The following is a 21,586-nucleotide window of genomic DNA, read 5'->3' on the forward strand; positions in this document are numbered from 1 at the left end:
CAAGGAGAACCTATTCCGTGAAGCCGTGGCCTACTACAACGATCCCCAGCGATCCCCCACTACGAGGGCGTTGCGCGACCAGCCAACCGCGCGGGCCGCCGTAGAGTCGATGCTGCGCGACAACGCCCGCCTCTACACCGACCCAGACAACCCCCGCGGCTGCCTCATCGTCCTCGCCGGCACTACCTATACGCCGGACAGCGAACCCGTCAAAGACCTGCTCAAGGACCTACGTTGCCGCGACCTCGGCGACCTGCTGCAACGTCTGCACGAGGCAAGCGTCGACGGGGAGCTGCCACACCACGTAGAGCCAGCAGCACTAGCCAGGTTCGTCATCACCATCCTGCAAGGTCTCTCCATCCAGGCCCGCGACGGCGCCTCACTTGAACAGCTCAACGCCGTCATACACCAGACCATGCGCGCCTGGGATCACCTAACCACGGCCTAGCTGGATGCCGTCCCGATATAGGCCTGGACAAGAAGCACGGGTGATACGGCTCATCGTCGACATACGCGGGATGTTCAGTCAGTTCCTGACAAGTGCTGGTAACGGCTTGCGGATCAGGCCTCGTCGAAGGAGAGCTCGGCAAGGGCGGTAGAGCGGATGATTGTTGGCTGGTGTTAGGCGCGGTTCGGGTGCAGGTCGCCGTTTAGTTCATCCGCGAGTCGATAGCGTCCATGCCAAGCCTCTTGGGCTTCGAAAAGCTCGTCACCGTGCTCGAGTGTCCAGCGTCCAAGCGCCCTCATCGGGCCGTCGACCAGACTCTCGCCCAGGTCAGTCAGGCTGTATTCGACCCGAGGTGGTGCCTCGGCGTAGGCGCGACGGTTGACCAAGCCGTTGGCGAGCAAGCGGTGCAACGTCTCGGTCAGAACCTTGTCGCTGATGCCGCCGATCGCGGAGCGAAGCTCGCGGCGTCGACGCGGCCCCGTTCGAAGCGCCGCCAGGGCGACCGGATCCCACGTGTGGGCAAAGAGATCGGTGGCTGCACGCAGGCGGCAGTCTGCAACCAGTTCGTAGCTGTGGCTCTCGTAATTGCTCATCTCGCCACCCATCATCGCGCGCTTGTTACGCACCGATCGGTGCGTAACGTCTTCTTTACCGTAGCTGCCAGACGACTACGGCTGGAGAGGGAAGCAACTATGCGAATCGGGATCCTGGGAACCGGAACGCTGGCGAAGGCGCTCGGTGCGGGCTGGGTTCGTGCGGGGCATGAGCTGGTAGTCGGCGGACGGTCGCAGGCCAAGGCGCAGGAGCTTGCTGCTCGACTGGGCCGTGGGGTGAAGGCCGTCGCGCCGCGTGAGGCGGTCACTGGACGCGACGCCGTGCTGCTCGCGGTGTCGTGGAACGGCGTGGAGGACATGCTGCGAAGCGCGGGCGCGTCCGACGGCTTGCTGGATGGAACACCGCTGATCGACCCCACGAATGCCGTCGAGCATGGCGTCGGTGTATTGCTCACCGGATCCGGCCACTCGATGGCGGAGCGGATTGCCGCATTGGCCCCAGGTGCACATGTCGTCAAAGCCTTCCACCTCTTTCCCGCCGAGCAGTGGACGAAATCTCTTGGCAGCGGCGAGCCATCCGTGACGGTGGCGATGTGCGGCGACGACCCGGCGGCGCTGGGAATTGCCAGCGAGCTGGTGGGCGACGTTGGCGGGGTGCCGGCCGTACTGGGACCGCTGGATCGCGTCCGTCAACTCGAGGAGGTAGCGGGTTTCGTCATCGGGCTGGCCTTCGCCGGCTCTGACCCCAACTCCGCCATCCCGCGCTTTCCATCCTCGGCAACGCCGCCACCAGGCTCACCAAGCGTCTCTATGTGACGAAGTCAGGGCGCAACAGAGATCGACCAGACCCGCAGTCTTTCAAGTACGGAACGGTTCAGTAGGATCCGCTGATTGAGTTGGCAGTCGTTGCCTGAGGCCGGTTGTGGTCACGGCTGTGGGCTCCGTGTAGGCAAGTCTTCCATCGCCGCCTGCGTCGGCTAGATCTTGTCGCGGTATCTCGCGATCTCGGTTGCCGCCTCACGCAAACGGCTGGCGACCCGCTCGATGTCTTGGATTGGGAGGCGGGAGGCAGGCGCTGACACGCTCAAGGCCGCCGGCAGCAGCGTGCCTCGAATGGGAACAGCGACACAGCGCCCGTCCACCTTGTTCTCGGCGTCAGTCGACCGCGTAACCGAGCCGGCGGACCTTCGCCAACTCCTTGAGGTATCCGGGCACCGTGGTGATGGTCTGCGGCGTCAGGGCTGGCATTCCGGAGTCTTCCAGGGCGGCGACGACCTCGGCCTCGGTCAGGAAGGCTGCGATCGCCTTACCCAGGGCCGTCGAATGAATCGGGTCCTGCGGTTCGGAGTCCAGGGATGAGCGCGCTCGCGCCGGCGCTGCAGGCGTACTTCACCGACCGGCTGATCGGCCAACGTGGCGCCAGCGCGAACACGATCGGGGCCTACAAGGTGACATTCCGGCTGCTGCTGGGGTTCACGTCCCAGCGCACCGGCAAGGCACCCGGCACCCTCGACATCGCCGAGCTGGACGCGCCGCTGGTCGCGGCGTGCTGGACCACCTCGAACGCGACCGGCACAACAGCGTGGCCACCCGCAACAACCGGCTGGCCGCGATCCACTCGCTGTTCGGCTACCTCGCCCTGCAGCATCCCGAGCACGGCGGCTCCATCCAACGAGTGCTCGCGATCCCGGCCAAGCGGACCGAGCACAACCTGGTCACCTACCTCACCGAAACCGAGGTCGACGCGCTGCTCGCGGCCTGTGACCAGACCACCTGGACCGGCCGTCGTGACCACGCCATGTTCGCCCTGACCATCCAGACCGGACTGCGGATCTCCGAGCTCGCAGCGTTGACGCGCCAAGACGTCACCCTCACCGCCGGAGCCAACGTGCACACCGTCGGCAAGGGCCGCAAGGAACGACGAACGCCACTATTCCCCTCAACCACAGCGATCCTCAAGGCATGGCTGAGATGGCCCGGCGCTCCGGACGATCCGCTGTTCCCCACCAGCACCGGACGGCGACTCAGCCGCGACGCCATCGAACACCGCGTCGCCCGCCACCTGGCTCACGCCGGAGCAAGCTGCCCGTCGATCAGCGCCAGACACGTCACCATGCACACCCTGCGGCACACCGCCGCAATGCGGCTCCTGATCGCCGGCAACGACATCACCGTCATCGCGCTCTGGCTCGGACACGAACAGATCGCAACCACGAACATCTACATGCACGCCGACATGACCCACAAACAGGAGGCCATCGACCACACCAAACCCCTGGCCACCAAGCCCGGCCGCTCCGACCCCCCGACGCGCTCCTTGCCTTCCTCCAGGCCCTCTGATTATGCCGACCCCTACGCGGGCCTCAGCCTGCCCAGCAAGGGCTTCCTCGTCGAGGTCGGCATAACGAAGAGGTCGGCATAATCATGCAACGTCCAGTTGGCCCCCAATAGCCGGTTCACCCTAGCGATCACCGCCCGCAACGCGTCGTCGGTCAGCGGACGGTGCGGCTCGCGCAACGTCAACCAGACCGGCTGTCCGTCACCGGGTGTTCCGTGGTCGAGCTGATAGAGCCGCAACCACGAAAGCATCCGGCGACGTCGGCAACCATTGCCGGGCACCGCCCTTGCGCACCACTCCGATCAACTGGTCGCCGTAGTTGACCATGTCGCCGGTCAGCCCGAGCAACTCCGAGGCCCGGGCGCCGCTGCTGACATAGAACGCGGCCAGCGCCCGGTCGCGATGCGACTTCAGCTTGCGGAACAGCTCGTTGAAGCTGGCGTCCGGGATCGCCCGCGGTAGCGGCTGAGAATCCTTCTGCCGCAACGCCCGCCGCCTGGTCGGCGTAAAAGTCGTCCATCGGGTTGTGATGCCCATGCGACCGGCCAGCAACCGGAACCGGGGATTCACCAGCGGCCCCTCGCCCCGCTCACGATGGAACTCGTAGAACTCGTGCACCGCCGACAGCGTGTGATTGATCGTCGCAGGCGCATAACGGGCCGTCAGAACCTTCTTGCCCGTCACCCGGTTCACCGGCAATCGAGGCCCGGGCAGATTCTTCGCACCGGTGAACTTGTCCACTTGGCGCGTCCACAACACGAAGTCACGGACCACCCTCTCCGACACCTGATCCCATCGGCACTCTGTCGCCCAGCAGAACCGCAGAAACCGCAGCAGCGACAATCCGTACGCCCGCACGGTGTGCCGGGGGCCACCAACTGCAACAGCCACTCCGTGCCCTGCCCAAACTCAACGCCTCCTGCGTCGAGCACAATGAATCCCGGTTGCTGACCCGTCGCCCGAACGCAGCCATCAGCACGCACCTTCGGATCGGGCATCCTGCTACTCCCAGCCATGCCTGCAACGGTGCTCCCCGCACACGCCGGCCAACCGTTCCGACACGCGCTCTAACCACCCAGACTGATTCGGTTGATACACCGCCGCTCCAGGTCTCCCCGTCACCGACGACCTGGCCGACGCACAGGAGTGGTACGACGCTCTCCCCACCGCCATGTGGATCGAGGGCCTCCTGGTGAAGGACGCGGCCACGCGGCCCGCCGGCGGCCGGCGCGAGTGACCCAAGGTCGACTTCTGTCGGGGTGTTGGTGTTCGGTTGGTGATTCACCGATAATTCGAACTCGTCAGCGCGTTGGGTAGCCAGAAGTGCTTGTGCCCGACAACTGTCGCGCACGAGTCCAGGTGTGCCGGTGAACGAATCTGATGGCGGACTGGTCCATGCACTGGAGCTGCGCACCCTGTCGACGCTGCGTGCATGGCCAGGTCGCCGACAGGCCTCACCGGGTTGGAGTTGGCCCAGGCGGTCAGGCTTGGGGCTGCGGTCGCTTCCCGGCTGCTTCGAGGAAGATCTGCGCCAGTTCGCGCCGCTGGGAGAACATCGGCCAGTGTTCACCTTGACCAGCCGCCAGTGCCTACTGGTCAGCAGCTTGGCCACGTCGTCGCTGAGCTCGGCGCCATCGAGCAGGCATTGGATGTACGTCGCCGGGAGTTCGCCGAGTGACCGTGCCAGCACGGCGGGCTCGGTCAGGGTGGCGCCCGGGTGCGGCGTCGAGCCATCCACGATCCGTGCGATCTGCTCATCGGTGAGGCCGTGGCCGTCATAGTGAGCTGCGGGCACGAGCGGCCAGAATCCTCCGTTCTCGGCGATCGACGCCTTCACCATCGCCCCGCCGTCCGGCCAGGCGGAGACGAACGCCTCGCCATCGGCCGGAACACTGGAATCGACGAAGACCACGTGGCCCAGCCGGTCACCGATCCGCTCCGCAGCCTGACCGACGGGATGCCCGAGTAGCTGTGACCCACCAGGACAACGTCGCGCAGATCCTGGCCTTCGACCCCGTCAACGATGTCCTGGACGTGGCTCTGCTGCCCAGCCGGCACACCACGCTTGTCGGCAAGACCGGACAGCGTCAACGGGTGAGCGTCCTGGCCAGCTGCACGCAGATACGGCACCACCTCGTCCCACGCCCACGCCCCCAGCCGCGCGCCTGCAACCAGTACGAAGTTCGCCATGGCTGCACATGTAGCGGAGCAAGCCCAACAACGGCCTGCCGTGAACTTGCTCGATCCGCGCCCTCGCCGTACCTAGCCGCGCAGCTGCGGTGTGCCGCGCCGGCGAAGTCCGGTTGTCGTCTCGCAACGGCATCACCGCACCGACAGGTTCCCTGACGTCGCCACGGCCCCGTACCTGGCGCCGACAGGCGCCCGCGTCAGGGCCCTGTGCGTCGGGAGCTGCTGAGTTGGGTCGTCAGTTCACGACTGGCCGACCGAGTGGTTCCGATGGTGGGATCTGTCGTCCTGGACAGCGAGCTGCTGATGCTGGTCGACGGTCGGCTGTCCTTCGAGGCTTTGCAGCGCCGCATGGTCACATCACCGGCCAAGGCCCAGCAGCTGGTCGCCGCCGTACCACCTGAAGTCACCCGCTTCACGCACCGGCGGACAACGATCTTGACGTTCTCTTTTGCTGACTGTCGCAATGCTGACGAGGACGTCAGACCACCTGACGACACACTCGCGACAGACGAGTGACCGCCCGCACCAGCTCGGCGGTGTCGCCGCCTGCGGCGAAGCTGAGCCGCAGGTACGCCGCTGGTGACTCGGCGGCGAAGTACATTCGCCCGGCACTAACTGCGACGCCTCCCCGCCGAGCAGCGCTGCCGACCGTCACGTCATCCTGGCCGTGCGGCAGTTCGATCCAGAGATGTAGGCCCCCGGACGGCATCTGGTGGATCGTCCAGTCTGGTAGTTGCTCCTCGATCGCTACGGCGACGGCGTGGCAACGCTGGCGGAGCGCCGAGGCGAGGCCGCGGACATGCCGCTCCCATCCTGGCGAGCTGAGCAGCTCGACGGCGGCTTCCTGGAGAGGGCGGCCGATGAAGAAGTCGTCGACGTGTCTGATCGCGCGGAATCGTTCCATCACGGGGCCGCGGGCGATCAACGCGCCAAGGCGCATACTCGGAGCGGTGGCCTTGGTCAGAGAAGTGATCTGGACGACTGTTCCGTGCTGATCGTCGGCCAGTAATGTCCTTGGCACGGCCGTTCCATGGCCGAGGTAGCGGGCGAAGTCATCCTCCACGACAAACGCTCCGGCTGCCCTGGCGACGTCGAGCACCGCGCGTCGGCGATCGGCTGAGTAAATCAGACCCGACGGATTGTGGAAGGCCGGCTGGCAGTAGAGTAGCCGTGCGCCAGTCAGTTCGAAGGCCTCTGCAAGCAGGTCCGGACGTAGGCCGTCGTTGTCGAGCGGCACGGGCACCGGTCTCAATCCGGCTGCGCGAGCTGCGGCCAGCGCGCCTGGGTAGGTCGGCGACTCGACCAACACCGGGCCACCCGGTGGCGCGATCGCCCGCATCGCCATCGACAAAGCACTCTGCCCGCCCGCGGTGATTAGCACGTCGTCGGCGGTGACGACGCCCAGCGTGGCCCCAGCCGCCGTCGCAAAGATTGACCGCAAGGACTCCAGCCCACTGATCGGGGCGCGGTCCCAGGCATCGGGACGACGAGCGGCCCGGGCCAGCACGGCGCTCAGCATCCGCCTGGGTTGTAGGGACGGATGGAGATAGCCGCCGTTGAGCATAATGGTCCCCTCGGGGGCCGGTCCGAGGATGTCACCGAGGTTGGCGGTATCAATGGCACGGTCCGCGAGGGCTACCGTCTGCCAGCCCAGGTCGAACCGGAGCGATTCGGCCCCCTTGCCAGGGGCCACGAAAGTGCCGCTACCCGGCCGGGTCACCACTACGCCTTCCGCCGCCAGCGCGGCGATCACACGCGCCACCGTCCCTGGCCCGACGCCGTATTCAGCCATCAGTTGCCGGCTGGTCGGCAGCTTGTCCCCCGGTGCGAGCGCGCTGATCCGGCCCCGGAGGCGCTCACCCAAGGTGCTACTGTTGGTCATGGGATCGCCATGGTAGCAATACTGCATTGTCGGCGAAATCGCTACTGCAGCTCCGCGCAGACACCCCGGGCGTTTCCACGGTGGTGCACTTCAATAGCGCCGGTTGCGGGCTACTGACCGCCTCAACCTTGCGAGCCGTCCAGGATCACGTCGCTCTGGAGGCCGAGATCGGCGGCTACGAGGCTGCCGCCAGGCGCGAGGACGCGGTCGCCGACTTCTACGAGACAACCGCAAAGTTGCTCGGTTGCGCGGCCCGCAACATCGCGTTTGCCAGTAGCGCTACGGATGCTTTATTTGTGGCGTTATCGGCGATTCGCTTTTGCCGCCGGGGACGTCGTACTGACGACGCGCAACGACTTCATCTCCAACCAGCTCGCTTTCCTCTCACTGCACCGGAGGTTCGGTGTCGAGGTCGTGCACGCGCCCGATCTTCCCGAGGGTGGCGTGGACGTCGAAGCGCTGGCCGAGCTCATACGGCGGCGTCGGCCGCGGCTCGTCGCGGTCACTCACATCCCGACCAGCTCAGGACTGGTCCAGCCCGTCGCCGAGATCGGTCGAATCTGCCGCGAGTACGACATCCTCTACATCGTCGACGCCTGCCAGTCGGCCGGTCAGCTACCGCTGTCCGTCGAACACATCGGCTGTGACTTCCTCACCGCGACCCCACGCAAGTTCCTGCGCGGACCACGCGGTTCCGGCTTCCTCTACGTCTCCGATCGCATCCTTGCCGGCGACTACGAGCCGCTCTTCATCGACATGTACGGCGCTCGTTGGACCGGCGCCACGCAGTACCAGCCGCTCCCGACTGCGGCCCGGTTCGAGGACTGGGAGTTCTCCTACTCCACTGTCCTCGGGTGCGCCGCCGCCATCCGGTACGCCTCCGAGGTCGGCGTCGAGGCGGGTGGCCGGCGAGCGATCGACCTCGCCGCCGGTCTGCGCACCGGCCTCGACCGGGTGCCCGGCGTCCGGGTCCTCGAGCGGGGACGAGTGCTCGGTGCCCTCGTGACATTCGCGATCGACGGCTGGCAGGCCGAGCCGTTCAAGGCTGAGCTCGACCGGCGGCACATCAACTCGGCGCTGAGCTTCCGCGAGTTCGCGCAGTACGACTTCGGCGACAAGGACGTCGACTGGTGCTTGCGACTCTCCCCGCACTACTACAACACCGAGGACGAGGTGGCTCAGATCCTGGCAACGATCGAGGAACTGGCCGCATGACCGCAACACCGGCGCAGACGGAGGCGACCTCACTCTGGCGCAACGGCGACTTCCTGCGCTTCTGGTTCGGAGAGACGGTGTCCTTGCTGGGCAGTCAGGTGACCGCTCTCGCATTGCCGTTGACCGCGATCTCGGCGTTCCAGGCGACCGACGAGCAGGTCGGCGTCCTGCGGTTCCTGCAACTCGTCCCGTATCTGGGTCTCGCGCTCCTGTTCGGCGTCTGGGTCGATCGATCGCGGCGTCGGCACGTGATGCTCTCGGCGAACTTGGCCCGGCTGGTACTGATCGGCCTCGTCCCAGCGCTGTACTTTCTCGACCTGCTGACTCTCCCCCTCCTGCTCGCATTGGCGTGCGCGATTGGAATCGCCTCGGTCCTGTTCGACGTCAGTTGGATGGCCTATGTACCCACGCTGGTCAAGAGACCCTCGCAGTACGTCGAGGCCGGCGCCAAGCTCAGCATGAGCTCGTCGGCGGCCGATGTAGCCGGTCCAGGTCTCGCCGGTCTCCTGATCAGCGCGGCCACCGCTCCGATCGCCTTGGTTGTCGACGCCATCAGTTACCTCGCATCCGTACTGTCCCTGCTGACCATCCGTACGCCGGAGCCGCGGCCGGACGGCGTACGCCGGAAGGTCGGACCGGACTTGCGCGAGGGCCTGGGCTGGGTGTTCGGCAATCCGCTGCTCAGGTGGCTGGCCCTCATTGGATTCTGCTGCAACTTCTCGATGATCACCGTTTGGACGCTGTTCCTGCTCTTCGGCACCCACGACCTGCGGCTGTCGGCGGGCATGCTCGGTATCGTCTTCAGCAGCGCGTCGGTCGGAGGCCTGATCGGGGCCGCACCGGCCCGCCGAGTGATCCAGCGCTTTCCACTCGGCCGCGCCTACCTGACGGGCCAGACAATGCTGCTGCTCGTTCCCGGCCTGCTGCTCTTGGCCCCCGGCTTCGCCACTGTGCCCATCTGCATCGCGTCGTTCTTCGTCACCTACCTAGGCCTGGGCGTGGCCGGGGTCATCATCGTGAGCCTCCGGCAGACCTTGACTCCACAGCACCTGATGGCGCGTATGACCGCAGCGTTCCGTACGCTTCTCTTCGGCGGGGGCGCTCTCGGGGGCCTTGCCGCCGGCGTGCTCGCCGGCGCCGTCGGCACCGGAACCGCTCTGCTGATCATCGCCGGCGCATCGGGCAGTGTGGTAGTACCACTGCTGTTCTCACCCGTGGTTCGTCTGCAAAGGCTCCCAGACCCGCCTAGTTCCTGACTGGTGTCGCTCTACGCCGCCGGAGCCAGCAGCATCACTCAAACCATTGGGTACCGTGCCTCGGGACCCGCCTGTCGATCTTCGCACGAGTCCACAGAGGGACGGCGTCGGCTTTCACTGACGACGACGTTCAACGTGCCGGTCTGACGCGCCGGCGAGAAGGATGGTCTCGACGAGGGCGCGAGCGTGGTTAGCTGGACCATCGATTCCGAGGGCCTGCACCGAGGCATACCTCCCTCGAAGATCAGTGTCAGGTGTGCGGCCAACTGTTCTGGGTCAGCCGCCTTCAGGTCCTTCGCAAGTGCGAGGAACTGACCGTGAACCAGCTGCTTGACTTCAACCACCTGCTGGTGGCTCGTCAGGGAATTCGGTCAACACCATTAGGAACGGGCAGCCTCGACAGACGTCCGGCTGGAGCATCAAATTCTGCTCGTCGAAGAGGGCCAACATGCGCTGCAGCGGATCATCGCCGCCACGATCGAGCGACGTGCCGAACCGCTCGCGATAACCCTCGTAAGCCCGGTCGACGTACGCTGCGATCAACTCATCCTTGGAGGCGAACAATCGGTACAGAGTGGTAGGCGCAATTTCGGCCTCGGCCGCGGCCGACCGCGCGGATGCCCTGCCAGTAGAACAAGTCGCGCGCGACCCGGAGCACATGCTCCCGAGTCTCGTCCGACCTTCTCCGCAACCTCATGTCTGGCATCGCCACGTTCTCAGGATAGCAACCCTGGGAAACGTTCCCTATCATTCCAAGCAGTCAGTCCCCACGGACCGCGACCGGCGCTCAATACGGTCCGTACGGCGTCCCACACGACGGTGAGCGTGGAACCCCAAACCCAGGTCGACAGGATGCCAGGCATTGGCTGCACGTGATGCAGGGCCCTCGACGGTGGGGCGTTGACGCCGACCTGGCTGGTCACGGCACCAACGCCCAACGTCGACTGCTGGATTACTGCTCCGGGCGGTTGTCTACATAGACGCAGGTTGCCTGTCCACTGCCGACGACCAGGCTCGTGTTCGCGTCGTACACGGTGAGTGTGACTGTCTCGCTCAGGTATTCGAGGTTCGCGGGTACGGAGTGCACATAGCCAGTGTCGGACCAGGCCCCGTCCACTGGGCGGACCGTGTGCGTGACGGCCGGTGTGCTGCTGTGCGGGCCACTCCAGTAACCCGGGTCACCGACGTATTTCCAGGTCCGGTTGTACCGGTACGCGAGGTTGAGGCTGGCGTTCCGGCTGAACCCGGTTCCGCTTGCGGTGGCGGTGATCTCGCCTGTTTCGGGGTTGCAGCTGAGAAGGGTTGTCGTACGCAGGTCCCGCGCGCAAGACGCCTCAACGCTGGCAACGATTCCGGAGGAATCGCGGACTTCGACGCGCACCGTCTCGGTGTAGAACTCATAGTCCGAGGCCGACCACGCCCGGCTGTATCCGTTCACGGAGATGGTTCCGTCCGCGCCGCTCACGGCCGCGACCGTGGTTCGGCTACCTCGAGCGGGGATCGTGCCCTGTGCGGTGGACGTGACGTAGCTCCCTTGTTTTACGAGGAAGTCGACGGAGAAAGCGTAGCCCGGCTTGAACCTCCCGCCGGTCGCCTTCGTGCTGATCCGGTTGATCGACGCTTCGCAGTCGATCGAAGCGATCAGCGGGCCCGCAGCGGCTGCGGGACCCGTGGTGAGAACACTTGAGGTGAGCAACGCAACGACCGCTGTCACGATCGTCGCTGTGATGCGTCGCACCATCCTGCCTTGCCCCTTTCATGAAGTATTTCGTGCTCCAGTCCAACCGCGCCGAACGTCCGTGTTCACGCGGGCCTACCGGCCGCATCGGATGATGAGAGGTGCACGAGGAGACTATGAAAGTTCTCTCTGCCGTCCCCCCAAGGCCACAGCCCCCTTGCATCGGTGTTTCGTCGGATCGAGCTTGGTGAGGGCATTCTGCGCCGGGTGGGGGCGACCAACTACACGGTTCTCACAATGAGACGAACACTTCGAACACCTTCGAATCCACCAGGTGCGGGCAGCCTCCCCCTCCCCCCAGCGGTTGTTGTAAAGGGCAAGATCCGACCATCGGCCAACGGCGGCCCCGCCGACCGAGTTGTCCGCAGGTCAGATCTCCGACGGGTCTACTCGCCCGGCGTTATCGACGGCCAGCATGGACCGTCTCGGACGAGGTGCTGGGCGGCACACGGACGATGCGGACGAAGCGGTTGCGGAGGGTGGTGAGGGTGGTCCGTGGTCTATCACAGGTATCGTGCCCGTCCGTGACCGCAATCGTGCGTACGTACGAACCGCAGGACGCCGAGCCGACCTGGGACGCCTACTTTCGGGCAGTCCGGGATACGGCATCGAAGGACTACTCGCCGGAGCAGGTCGCCGCGTGGGCACCGGAGTCGGTCGACCTCGCGGAATGGAACGAGCGCCGGTTGGCCGCTCACACCTTTGTAGCGACGATCAATCGGCGAGTCGTCGGGTTCAGCGATGTGACGGATAATGGTCTGCTCGACATGCTCTTCGTGCCCCCTGAGGCCGGCGGCCGGGGCGTCGCTCGAGCGCTCGTCGGTGCCGTGGTCGGCAAAGCTCGTGAGTTGGGTCTGTCCGAGATTCACACCCACGCGAGTCGAACGGCGCTCCCGGCGTTCAGGCGCTTCGGATTCGAGGTCGAGCGAGCCAACGCCGACAACAACATCCGCGGTGAAAACGTGCCGAACTACGACATGTACCTCAAGCTGGGCTAAGTACCTCACGCAGGCCTGCGTGTCATGCCCGCGAGCAGGGAGCACCAGCCCAGGTGAACAGCCGAAGCGGCGGCCGCCTCGGCTGTTCGCCGACTATTTCGCCCCGAAGCATCGACCGACGGCCGCACGAATTCTGGCCGGCCGATCGACGGTATACAGGTCCATCGCGGAGAGCAGTGGCCCGTGGTCGCTCGACAGCGACCAACTGTCGGGTTCCTCGAATCCAGGATCGCGAACCCACAGACCCATCGTCTCGATGTTGTCCACGCCGACATCGACGAAGGACGCCGTGGCCGCGCGCAGCGCACGGAGGCGGAACGTCAAAGTGATGTGGTCTCGTCCTCGCACGGGGTCGGTGACGTCCACCGGGCCTTCGAGGGCGCCACCCTGGACCCACAGGTTCCAGCGTTGTTCCTCGACGTCCTTGCTCCAGACGACGGTCTCGTCGATCAGGACCTCCAGAGCGTATGTGTCCTGTTCCACTCCGCCGGACAGGAAGGCCCGGTGGTACCAGAACGACACCTCATACCGTCGAGCCCTCGGATCGACCCTGACGCGTTGAGAAGCACTGGCTATGGCCCCGTCCGGAACTTCGACTCGAGGAGCAACGAGCGCCAGTCGGCCCGCGCCGTACATCGCTCGGTTGTCGGTGGCCGGTGACGCTGCATCGTCCAACTGGGTCCCGTAGGCGATCACGCCGAGTGTCCGTCCCTGCTGGTGGTACGCATCGGCGACAGTGAGTGTCTTGGTGACATACTCCTCGGTGGGCGGAAGAGGTGCGTCAAGGAAGCGCCCGGTGTAGATCAGCGGGATCAGGTCAAGCCCGCGGGGCTCGGTTTTGTCGAGGACGCGATCCAGACTGGAGGCGAGCGATTCCGCCACTGTGGTGTTCTCGTTCTCCGCGTCCAGGAACGGATAGATGATTCCGTCGATGTATGACCCGTACTTGTCGAGGAACCGGTCGCTGATCGCCGTGCCGAAGTACGCGCAGGTGTAGAAGGGAAGGCCGGGGTGGACGGAGTCAGCAGCGGCCTTGATCTCGGCCATGTAGTCCGCCGTGAACAGTTCGGCGTTGACCGGGAACTCGAAGTCGTCGATCGCCCAGCCGGCCAGGTTCGGGTGCTGGAGCGACAGTTCGGCGAAAGCGCGTGCCCAGCCGACGAAATCGAGCCGGAACGGCCGGGATGCCCGGCCGGGCTCGGCCGTCTCCGACGGCGGGACGATGTAGGGAATCACCGCAATCCCGCAGGCCTCGGCAGCAGGCAGAAACTCCTCCCGGAGGTCGTCGAAGTCAGTGGGTGAGTCCCAGATGCCGAACAGGTACGTATTTGCCGACATCTCCAGCAGCCGCCGCAGCAAAGCCGGGGTGTCGAGGTGCCGGTACCCGTCCGCACGCGGCTCACGTTCCCGGACCGCGGCTCCAACAGTGTTACCGCCGGCCAACGTCGCTTTGATGCCACCTGCCGGGACCGGGTACTTCGTGGTGGATTTCATCGCTGTGCACTCCTGTTCATGGGCCGCGACGATGCAGACGGCTGCTCATCATCATGGATCGCGCGGTCACCCCGCATGTGGCCGCGGAGGTTCATGCGGCAGCCACTCGCACCACCAGCATCGCAGTGCAGGGCCGGCGCGAGTGTTCTGGCTTTCGAGAATTCGCTGCGGACACCGAACTCCAATCTTCCATATACCAGATTTAGAGCTAGTATTCAGAATACTAAGCAACCCCCGACGTCACAACAAGGGTTGTCGCCGACCGGGGCGAACTGGCCCGAGCGACACGGGACGTCTGGGCCACCTCCGCGGCGGACCGTAGGCAACCAGGCGCGGATCGGCAGCACAGGCGATGTCAGTCTGATCCTCGACGCATGGGCTCAGATTCCCGTCTGTTCTCAACGACCTGAATCCCGTAGACTTTCGGCCTATCTGAAGATATTTCCCCCATTTCGAAGGATTTGTTATGTCCGTGATCGCCGTACTGGGGCTGGGGACGATGGGTCAGGGCATCGCCGTCAGCGCGGCCGGCGCGGGCCACCAGGTGCGCCTCTTCGACCAGCCCTCCCGACAAGCCGACTGCGTCGACGCCGTCCGGCTCCGCTTCGATCGGCACAGCACCGGCCAGCCCGCGGATCTGCGTCCCGCCGCCGACCTGGCCGACGCGGTCAGGCCGGCCGACCTCGTCATCGAGGCGGTCCCGGAGTCGCCGGAGCTCAAGCGTGCCTTGTTCTCGGAACTCCACGGTCTGGTCGCTCCGGATGCGGTGATCATGACCAATACGTCGTCGTTGTTGCTCGACGAATTGGTCTCCGCGGTCGAATTTCCTGAGCGTTTCCTGGCGGCGCACTTCTTCCACCCCGCCGAACTGATTCCTGGAGTCGAGATCGCGAGAACTCCGGCGACCGACCAGGAAACTGTGGACGTCGCGCTCGCTTTCCTGCGCACGATCGCCAAGGAGCCTGTCGAGGTCCTGCCCCAGGCCGGCTTCGTCGCCAACCGGCTGCAGATCGCCCTTTTCCTCGAGGCGCTCGCCTGTGTTGCCGAGGGAGTCGCCACACCGGCGGAGATCGACACGATCGTCCGGACCACCTTCGGCCTTCGGCTGCCCGCCTACGGCCCGTTCGCCATCGCCGACATGGCAGGCCTCGACGTCTACCAGAGCATCCTGGCAACCCTGCACAACCAGCACGGGGAACGCTTCGCACCGCCTGCCGAATTGACCGCGCTCCTGGAGGCGGGCCGGACCGGACTGAAGAGCGGTGCGGGCTTCCACACCTACAGCGCGGAGCGCTCGACCACACTGGCCGCCGAGCGCGATGATCTGTACCGCCGCATCCTGGCAGCGACCGCATGAAGGCGGTCATCACCGGCGGCGGTAAGGGCATCGGCGGATCCATCGCGGCCCGGCTCGCCGCTGACGGAGCGTCGGTCATCGTAGGAGGCCGGGATCTCGAAGCCCTTCGGGAAACTGCCGATCGTCTGGGGGACGCTGTCCATGCGTTGCCGGTGGACGTGACTGACCACCACTCGGTGGAGGTCTTCCAGCAGCTGGCCGAGCAGGCGATCGGCGTTCCGGACGTCGTCGTGTGCAACAGCGGGATCAGCGGACCGGCCGGTCCGCTGTGGGAGCTTGACGAGTCAGGCTGGAACGAGACGTTCAACGTCAACGTCACGGGCACTTTCCGGACCTTGCGGGTCTTCCTGCCCGGCATGATCGCTCGCGGAAGTGGCAGCGTGATCCTCGTCGGGTCGATGACAGGCAAACGCCCGCTGGCCGGCCGGACGCCGTACGCGGCCGCGAAGCTGGCGCTGGTCGGGCTGGCGCGAACATTGGCACTCGAAGCGGGTCCGTACGGCGTCCGGGTCAACGTCGTCTCGCCCGGTTTCGTGGCCGGCACGCGCCTCGACTGGGTCATCGACGCCCAGGCAGCGATGGCCGGCGGCGGTCCGGACGACGTTCGGGAGCAGCTCGAGCGGCAGATTCCCCTGCACCGCTTCGTCGCTGCGGACGACGTCGCCGCGGCTGTGGCCTTTCTCGCCGGTGACGAGGCCCGTTCCGTCACCGGCGCCGACATCAACGTGACCGGAGGCCTGGAGATGCACTGACCGGGCGTCCGGTCCTCCGACCGGCTTGTGATTCACTTTCTCACCCACGTTGGCGACGTCGTTGAGTTCGACGGTGATCCGCTGGCGCACCCTGGGTCTTGCCGGTGACATGGACGGCCCGGATCCGTCGGGCGAACTGGGCGTCGGCTGCGGTGCGCTCGGAGCGGGCGGTGGTGGCGTTTCGCCACGCGCAGGACGACGATCGCTCGATGTCGACGAGCTCGCACAGCCGGTTCACGCTCCAGCCAGGCCGTGACCTGGTGCCGCAGGTGGCCTGCTCCGCCCGTAACTGCGCGTTCTTGGCCTCGAGTCGGGCGACCCTCGCCTCGGGTGTCTCCGGCTCGGCACTCGCCTTGGCCGCACGCTGACGGGCCCGAAAGGCTCGAGACGGTGGAGCCGTCGGCGGTCGTCTTCTTGCCCGAGCCATACACCTCGACCCAGCGAGCCAGGATTGCCCGCTCGATCCCCAGGTCGGCTGCGATCCGACGCAGCGTCGCCCCCGGAGTGGACTCGTACAAGTCGACGGCCTGCCGACGGAACTCCTCGGAACAGTTCTTGCGGGCCAGGGCCCTGATCATCTCGCTGCTCAGCATATGGCTGGCATCAGCGTGCAAACCAGGGGTCAGAGCCCAGGAGCCGTGAGTACCTGCGCATGCATGGCGGGGTGGGGGTCGACGATGGTCCACCCGGTGCTGCCTTGCTCGAAGTTGCCGTTCACGATGTTCAGGCCAACGGATTCGATTTCGTCGAAGCCGACATCGATCATGTAGTCGCCGACGCCCTGCAGTTCACACAGAGCGAACAACAGCAGCACTTCGGATTCACCTTGGACGAACTCCGTGATGTCGATGGGCCCCCACAGCACTTGGCCGTTCTGCCACATGTTGACGTCATGGGCCACATCCATGTTGCTGATCAGCTTCTTACCCTTACTGGTCACAAGGCTGACCTGCTTGTAATGATATCCACCGAGGCTCCCGACGTACTGGTCGGAGTCCCACCACGAGAGCTCGTAACGCGGCAGCCCGGGGGTGACGCTAACCCTTTGCTCCGCCCACACGCAGCTCGAGGTGCTGGTCGCGGTTCGCTCGGGAACGAAGAGACTCAAACGTCCCTTGCCGTACATGGCGCTGTTCTGGATGGTGCCGCTGCCTCCCGGCCAGTACTCCCGACCGGCTGCCGGGATGTTCAGAATCGGCAGGTCGGATGTCGTCGGAATGCCCGGCGCGGGCTGACCACCGAAGTGGGCCGCGATGACGTCGAAGATGTCTTTGGCTTGGTGGTCGGTCCAGCGCTCGATCGAGCCGTAGATATTCAGGCTGGCCTGGCGGAACTGCCAGTCCCTGGTAGCGGGGTTGTTGTCCTCGAACCCAGGGTTCAGGACCCTGAACCCGGTCGGTTTCAGGCTGTCGAAGCCGACATCGATCGGAAGGTGACCGGTAGCCGCGGCGATGTAGAGCCGAAGGCTCAGCTTGGCCGAGGTCTTCCCCTTCAGCACCGAGTGGAGGGAGAGGTGCGTCGGCACCCAGGTGAATCCGAACTCGTCGACGATGTCCGAGCGCCAGACCGGTATGTCGTCCACCAGAACTTCTTTGATCAGCTTGCCGGCCTTGCTCGGGGTCCGGCTGACTTGGTCGAACGTCGTGAAGGACAACTTATGATCGACAGCGTCCGGGGTTACGCTGACTTGCTGGTAGGCCTCGGCATATTCGCCAGCGGTGGCGGATGTCCAGTTGCCTTGGGCGAAGCTGAGCCTGCCGAAGCCGGTGTTGGCCAGATTGTTCGACGAGATGGTCGGCCGTCGGTCGTAGTTGACGGGTGCACCATACGCGACGACGCCACCGATCCGGTCGGCTGCGGCGTACGGGGCCGCGCGGCGAAGCACCTCTGCGACGTATTCGGGACTGGGTGGAACGGAAGCATCGAGGAATCGATCGGTGTAGGTAAGCAGGATCAGGTCCAGGTTTCGCGCAGACAGCTTGGCCAGCAGCGAATTCAGCTGGCTCTCCACGAACCTTGGATCGCTGGTGCTCTGGGAACCGCCGAGGTATGGAAGCAGTGTGCCATCGATGTAGGGCGCCAACTTGTCCAGATGTTCGTCGGTGTAGTCGCCGAGGTACATCGTGGTCAGGAAGCCGAGGTTCGGGTTGATGGCGTCCTGCGTAGCCTTGATCTGACCGAGGTAGGTCGGGGTGAAGAGCTCGCTGTTCTGCGCGACCAGGAAGTCGTCGATCTGCCAAGCCTTGACGTTCGGGAACTCCAGGGAGAGGTTCGCGATGGCCCGGGCCCAAGCGATGTAGTCCATCTTGTACGGCCTGGAGCAGTACCCCTCAAGGTAAGCAGCTCCCCTGTTCGTCTGACACTCTGATGGCGGCACCAGATCAACCCAGATGTCGATGCCGGCCGCCTGCGCCCGTGGGGCGAACTCCGTCCGCAGGTCGTCCCAGTCGGTCGGCGACTCCCAGATGCCGAACAAGTAGGTGTTCGCGTTCATGGCCGTCAGCCGCTCGATGAGTTTCGCGGAATCGTAGTGCCGGTATCCGTCCGCGCGGGGACGTGACTCGCGCAGTTCGGCGTCAATCGTGTTCCCGCCAGTCTTGGACGCCTTGATCCCGCCGGGAGGGATAATTCCCTTCTGACGGGTTTTGGGTAAGCCCTTCCGCGCAGCGGACGAAGACGCTTCGACCTGCGATGCGGCCGTCCCGCCCATCAGCGGTCTCGCGCTCGCGACGGGTGCTGCTGGAGCCGCGATGACGCCCGCCATGACCAAGGCCAAGGTGGTGATCATCGGGACGATCTGTCTTCTGAGCGGATGTTTCATCGCATCCTCCGCAATTCTCTGCGCCCCGGGGTCGGCTAGGCGTCAGCTCTCACTGTCCCCCGGGCCCATGACGCAGGCAAGCCATTCCATTCTCTTCGAAATCACAGTCATAATTTCGATATACGAGAATGTCGCTGGCGACCTTTCGCACCCGCGTCACCCTGTACTACTCCGGCGGAACGAGCGCAGTTGACCTGTCCCGCCGGTGTGATAAGGGGGAACTACCGCCAGTTGGCAGCTCTCGATACGGCCGCAGGTCCCGGAGTACTGGCGCTGCATCCCGACTGTTACGGGCCCTTCTTGGCATCGCCAGGCTGTTCGAACATCACCAGGCCATCGTCCACACCGGCGGTCAGGTGCCGTGCCACGCAAACGGCGACCTCGCCGCGGACGGCGGCATCGTCCCAGCTGGCCCGGCAGCGGCCACCGCGCACCTTCAGTCGTTCTCAGAAACTCTGCGTGATCAAGCGATGGCGGCACCATGTCACCCCCAACCACCAGATCGCCATGCAAGGCGATTCAGCCAAGCTCACGATCTACTGCTGTAGTTCTAGCCGCTCCGAGGTCGCTCAATGCCTCATAGGTGACGTCGGCAACGAGTTGCGCACAGCTGCCGTCTGGGTCGAGGTCAGGGTCGAGGATGCAGACCGCCGCTCCAACAGCGTCTGCGGCCAGCTCGCCGAGCAATGTGATCAGTTGCTGAGGGTTCAGCCCTCCTGGATCAGGGCTGTCGACCGCCGGCATGAAGGCGGGGTCAAGCACATCGACGTCGACATGCAGCCAGTAGCCCTCGAGGTCCTGCGCGGCCAATGCTTTCCGGATCAGGCTCAGCGACCCAGCAGGATCGCTGACAACCTGACTCGCCGGGATGACTGCCGCCAGTGTCTGCGTCGCCTCAGTGGTGCCCTCGTCATCGTCTCGGCATCCAACATGGACTACGTGCTGTGGCAGGAAGTACGGCCGCAGACCTTCAATATCCGACACCTCGGGCAGGTGTAGTCCGACGGCCGCGGCCAGGTCCTCACCAGCCACACTTGCCCACTGGTCAGAATTGCCAGGGTGACGAAAATCGGTGTGACCGTCGACATGCACGAGTCCATATCGCCCGGCGCGCGCCAAGGCCACTCCGGCACCTAACAGCACGCTGCAGTCCCCACCGAGGACCAGTGGTGCGCGTCCACGGGAAATGATGCCGCCAATTCTGCCGGCCAGTCGCACCGTATAGTCGACCAGCGCATCCTGATTCCGGACCCGCCCCGAGCCCGGCAGCACGTCATCAACGTACCTACCGGCGATCACAACGCCGTCGTCCTCGGCACCAGCGGCTTCAAGACGGCGGTACAAGCCGGCTTCACGCAGCGCGTCCGGCGCCTTGGCGCCGCCGGGGACGCTGGTGGCCTGCGGCGGCCGCAGGCCGAGATTTGTTGGGGCCGCCACAATCGAGATCATCGTCGAACCTCCACAGCAAGGCGCCGGATCAGCCATTCGATCGCCTGCGAATAGCGGTATTCAATAGCTCCGTGCGCGCCGTCGAACAACTCGAAATACACCTGCTCTGGATTTACACCGACGCCGACAACTGCCTGATGAAACGCGGACGCTCCGAGATCCAGGTAGTACTCATCCCGACGGCCCGCGTCGATCCAGATGGCTCGCATCGATCGGAGCGCCTCGCCGTTCTGAGCCGCGAGCCTGACCGGATCCCAAGCCAGCCATCGCTCCCAGACCTCCGGTATCAGCCTGCCCGTGGATGGATCGAACGGCACATGCACGGATCCGTCGGCATCGGACGAGTAGGCCGCAGAGTATCCGTAGATCTCGATCAGCAACTCGTCGAGCGGATGGAGCAGCGGAGTCCGAGCGGCCCGGAAGTAGTCCAGGAACGCCTCATAGGATCCGCCGAAGTCGTCGCGAAGTCGTCGCGCCAGTTGCGGCAGCATCGACGCATACGACGTGTCGAACAGCGCATCGCCCGCATGAGTCGCGAAACCACTGAAGAGGTCTGGGCGAAGCATGGCCGTGACCATCGAGCCGTACCCCCCGCTTGATTTGCCCGTGACAGCTCGATGGTCGCGGTGCGTAAGCGTTCGATACGCACCGTCGACCCAGGAGACGATGTCATCGCATAAATAGGTGTGATAGTTCCCTATTGCGGCAGAATCGAGGTACTGACTGCCTCCGTAACTCGTCCATGCATCGACGAACACTATCAGAGCTTGAGGCATGCCGGGACGAGAGAACAGGTTGTCAAGCAACTCGGGAAAAGTTGGACGGAAGGGTGTTCGATTGGACCACATCGAAATCGTTCCGCAGTACCCCTGGATCACATACGCAACCGGATACCGCCGGTCGCCCTCTGAGTATCCTGGCGGCGTGTAAACCCATAGTGCTCGCTCATGCGGATCTCCCAGTGGATTGCCTCGCAATGCCGCACTCGTGATCACATGCTCATTCAATTGCCCATTGAATCGATCGTGCCCAGCCAACGAAAATCCTTCCTCTAAGCAATGTCCATGACGCCACAGGGATACTTGCCCTATGCC

General features: G+C 64.9%; 19 protein-coding genes and 3 pseudogenes. 8 read left to right on the forward strand and 14 right to left on the reverse strand.

The window, feature by feature from the left end:
- A partial coding sequence (locus tag ABD255_RS21635; RefSeq protein WP_344216705.1) for a TetR family transcriptional regulator C-terminal domain-containing protein occupies nucleotides 1–448 on the forward strand: 448 nt, incomplete at its 5' end.
- A 173-nt stretch (nucleotides 449–621) separates the two neighbouring features.
- Here the strand turns inward: ABD255_RS21635 and ABD255_RS21640 are convergent.
- The gene (locus tag ABD255_RS21640; protein WP_344216707.1) at nucleotides 622–1,074 is read right to left on the reverse strand and encodes a winged helix-turn-helix transcriptional regulator; all 453 of its coding nucleotides are present in this window, start codon (nucleotides 1,072–1,074) and stop codon (nucleotides 622–624) included.
- Nucleotides 1,075–1,140: 66 nt separating this feature from the next.
- On the opposite strand from ABD255_RS21640, the gene ABD255_RS21645 reads away from it, so the two are divergent.
- On the forward strand, nucleotides 1,141–1,818 hold the full coding sequence (locus tag ABD255_RS21645; protein ID WP_344216709.1) for an NADPH-dependent F420 reductase: 678 nt from the start codon (nucleotides 1,141–1,143) through the stop codon (nucleotides 1,816–1,818).
- 161 nt (nucleotides 1,819–1,979) lie between these two features.
- On the opposite strand, the pseudogene ABD255_RS43830 reads toward ABD255_RS21645, so the two are convergent.
- Nucleotides 1,980–2,147 (reverse strand): annotated as a pseudogene (locus ABD255_RS43830) (IclR family transcriptional regulator domain-containing protein); the annotation flags it as partial.
- 10 nt (nucleotides 2,148–2,157) lie between these two features.
- Entirely contained in the window at nucleotides 2,158–2,355 is a 198-nt protein-coding gene (locus ABD255_RS21650) for an IclR family transcriptional regulator domain-containing protein (RefSeq protein ID WP_344216755.1), read from the reverse strand.
- 193 nt (nucleotides 2,356–2,548) lie between these two features.
- Between ABD255_RS21650 and ABD255_RS21655 the strand changes: the two genes are divergently transcribed.
- The gene (locus tag ABD255_RS21655; protein ID WP_344216711.1) at nucleotides 2,549–3,424 is read left to right on the forward strand and encodes a tyrosine-type recombinase/integrase; all 876 of its coding nucleotides are present in this window, start codon (nucleotides 2,549–2,551) and stop codon (nucleotides 3,422–3,424) included.
- Between the two features lie 117 nt (nucleotides 3,425–3,541).
- On the opposite strand, the gene ABD255_RS21660 is transcribed toward ABD255_RS21655, so the two are convergent.
- From ABD255_RS21660 to ABD255_RS21670, 3 genes are all read right to left on the reverse strand, one after another.
- The gene (locus ABD255_RS21660; protein ID WP_344216713.1) at nucleotides 3,542–4,081 is read right to left on the reverse strand and encodes a hypothetical protein; all 540 of its coding nucleotides are present in this window, start codon (nucleotides 4,079–4,081) and stop codon (nucleotides 3,542–3,544) included.
- 1,092 nt (nucleotides 4,082–5,173) lie between these two features.
- Nucleotides 5,174–5,530: an alpha/beta fold hydrolase gene (locus ABD255_RS21665; protein WP_344216715.1), complete on the reverse strand. Its 357-nt coding sequence runs from the start codon at nucleotides 5,528–5,530 to the stop codon at nucleotides 5,174–5,176.
- A gap of 478 nt (nucleotides 5,531–6,008) precedes the next feature.
- A complete protein-coding gene (locus tag ABD255_RS21670; protein ID WP_344216717.1) occupies nucleotides 6,009–7,412 on the reverse strand; it encodes an aminotransferase-like domain-containing protein in 1,404 nt (467 codons plus the stop codon).
- Nucleotides 7,413–7,706: 294 nt separating this feature from the next.
- On the opposite strand from ABD255_RS21670, the gene ABD255_RS21675 reads away from it, so the two are divergent.
- Nucleotides 7,707–8,627, forward strand: coding sequence for an aminotransferase class V-fold PLP-dependent enzyme (locus ABD255_RS21675; RefSeq protein ID WP_344216719.1), 921 nt, complete (start codon nucleotides 7,707–7,709; stop codon nucleotides 8,625–8,627).
- On the forward strand, nucleotides 8,624–9,883 hold the full coding sequence (locus tag ABD255_RS21680) for an MFS transporter (protein WP_344216721.1): 1,260 nt from the start codon (nucleotides 8,624–8,626) through the stop codon (nucleotides 9,881–9,883). Before ABD255_RS21675 ends, ABD255_RS21680 begins: the two co-directional genes overlap by 4 nt.
- 336 nt (nucleotides 9,884–10,219) lie before the next feature.
- On the opposite strand, the gene ABD255_RS21685 is transcribed toward ABD255_RS21680, so the two are convergent.
- Entirely contained in the window at nucleotides 10,220–10,447 is a 228-nt protein-coding gene (locus ABD255_RS21685) for a TetR/AcrR family transcriptional regulator (protein WP_344216722.1), read from the reverse strand.
- A gap of 388 nt (nucleotides 10,448–10,835) precedes the next feature.
- Nucleotides 10,836–11,624, reverse strand: a complete 789-nt coding sequence (locus tag ABD255_RS21690) for a hypothetical protein (RefSeq protein WP_344216724.1) — start codon at nucleotides 11,622–11,624, stop codon at nucleotides 10,836–10,838.
- Between the two features lie 521 nt (nucleotides 11,625–12,145).
- Between ABD255_RS21690 and ABD255_RS21695 the strand changes: the two genes are divergently transcribed.
- The gene (locus ABD255_RS21695) at nucleotides 12,146–12,619 is read left to right on the forward strand and encodes a GNAT family N-acetyltransferase (protein ID WP_344216726.1); all 474 of its coding nucleotides are present in this window, start codon (nucleotides 12,146–12,148) and stop codon (nucleotides 12,617–12,619) included.
- 93 nt (nucleotides 12,620–12,712) lie between these two features.
- Here ABD255_RS21695 and ABD255_RS21700 read toward each other — a convergent pair whose 3' ends face one another.
- Nucleotides 12,713–14,113: a hypothetical protein gene (locus ABD255_RS21700; RefSeq protein WP_344216728.1), complete on the reverse strand. Its 1,401-nt coding sequence runs from the start codon at nucleotides 14,111–14,113 to the stop codon at nucleotides 12,713–12,715.
- A 466-nt stretch (nucleotides 14,114–14,579) separates the two neighbouring features.
- Here ABD255_RS21700 and ABD255_RS21705 point away from each other — a divergent pair, with 466 nt between their 5' ends.
- Complete coding sequence (locus ABD255_RS21705) at nucleotides 14,580–15,470, forward strand: 3-hydroxyacyl-CoA dehydrogenase family protein (RefSeq protein ID WP_344216730.1); 891 nt, start codon at nucleotides 14,580–14,582, stop codon at nucleotides 15,468–15,470.
- A complete protein-coding gene (locus ABD255_RS21710) occupies nucleotides 15,467–16,222 on the forward strand; it encodes an SDR family NAD(P)-dependent oxidoreductase (RefSeq protein WP_344216732.1) in 756 nt (251 codons plus the stop codon). The genes ABD255_RS21705 and ABD255_RS21710 overlap by 4 nt, the downstream gene beginning before the upstream one ends.
- Nucleotides 16,223–16,240: 18 nt before the next feature.
- Here the strand turns inward: ABD255_RS21710 and ABD255_RS43835 are convergent.
- The 5 genes and pseudogenes from ABD255_RS43835 to ABD255_RS21730 all read right to left on the reverse strand — a co-directional run.
- Nucleotides 16,241–16,460 (reverse strand): annotated as a pseudogene (locus ABD255_RS43835) (IS3-like element ISTesp3 family transposase); the annotation flags it as partial.
- 39 nt (nucleotides 16,461–16,499) lie between these two features.
- Nucleotides 16,500–16,788: pseudogene (locus ABD255_RS43840) on the reverse strand (transposase); the annotation flags it as partial.
- Nucleotides 16,789–16,844: 56 nt separating this feature from the next.
- Nucleotides 16,845–19,043, reverse strand: a complete 2,199-nt coding sequence (locus ABD255_RS21720) for a hypothetical protein (RefSeq protein WP_344216734.1) — start codon at nucleotides 19,041–19,043, stop codon at nucleotides 16,845–16,847.
- Nucleotides 19,044–19,562: 519 nt separating this feature from the next.
- Nucleotides 19,563–20,492, reverse strand: coding sequence for an arginase family protein (locus tag ABD255_RS21725; RefSeq protein WP_344216736.1), 930 nt, complete (start codon nucleotides 20,490–20,492; stop codon nucleotides 19,563–19,565).
- Nucleotides 20,489–21,529 carry an alpha/beta hydrolase gene (locus ABD255_RS21730; protein WP_344216737.1) on the reverse strand — a complete coding sequence of 347 codons (1,041 nt, stop codon included), beginning with the start codon at nucleotides 21,527–21,529 and terminating at the stop codon, nucleotides 20,489–20,491. Before ABD255_RS21730 ends, ABD255_RS21725 begins: the two co-directional genes overlap by 4 nt.
- Nucleotides 21,530–21,586: the final 57 nt, after the last annotated feature.

The sequence above is a fragment of the Kribbella sancticallisti genome (genome assembly GCF_039530625.1).
Taxonomy (GTDB): Bacteria; Actinomycetota; Actinomycetes; order Propionibacteriales; family Kribbellaceae; genus Kribbella; species Kribbella sancticallisti.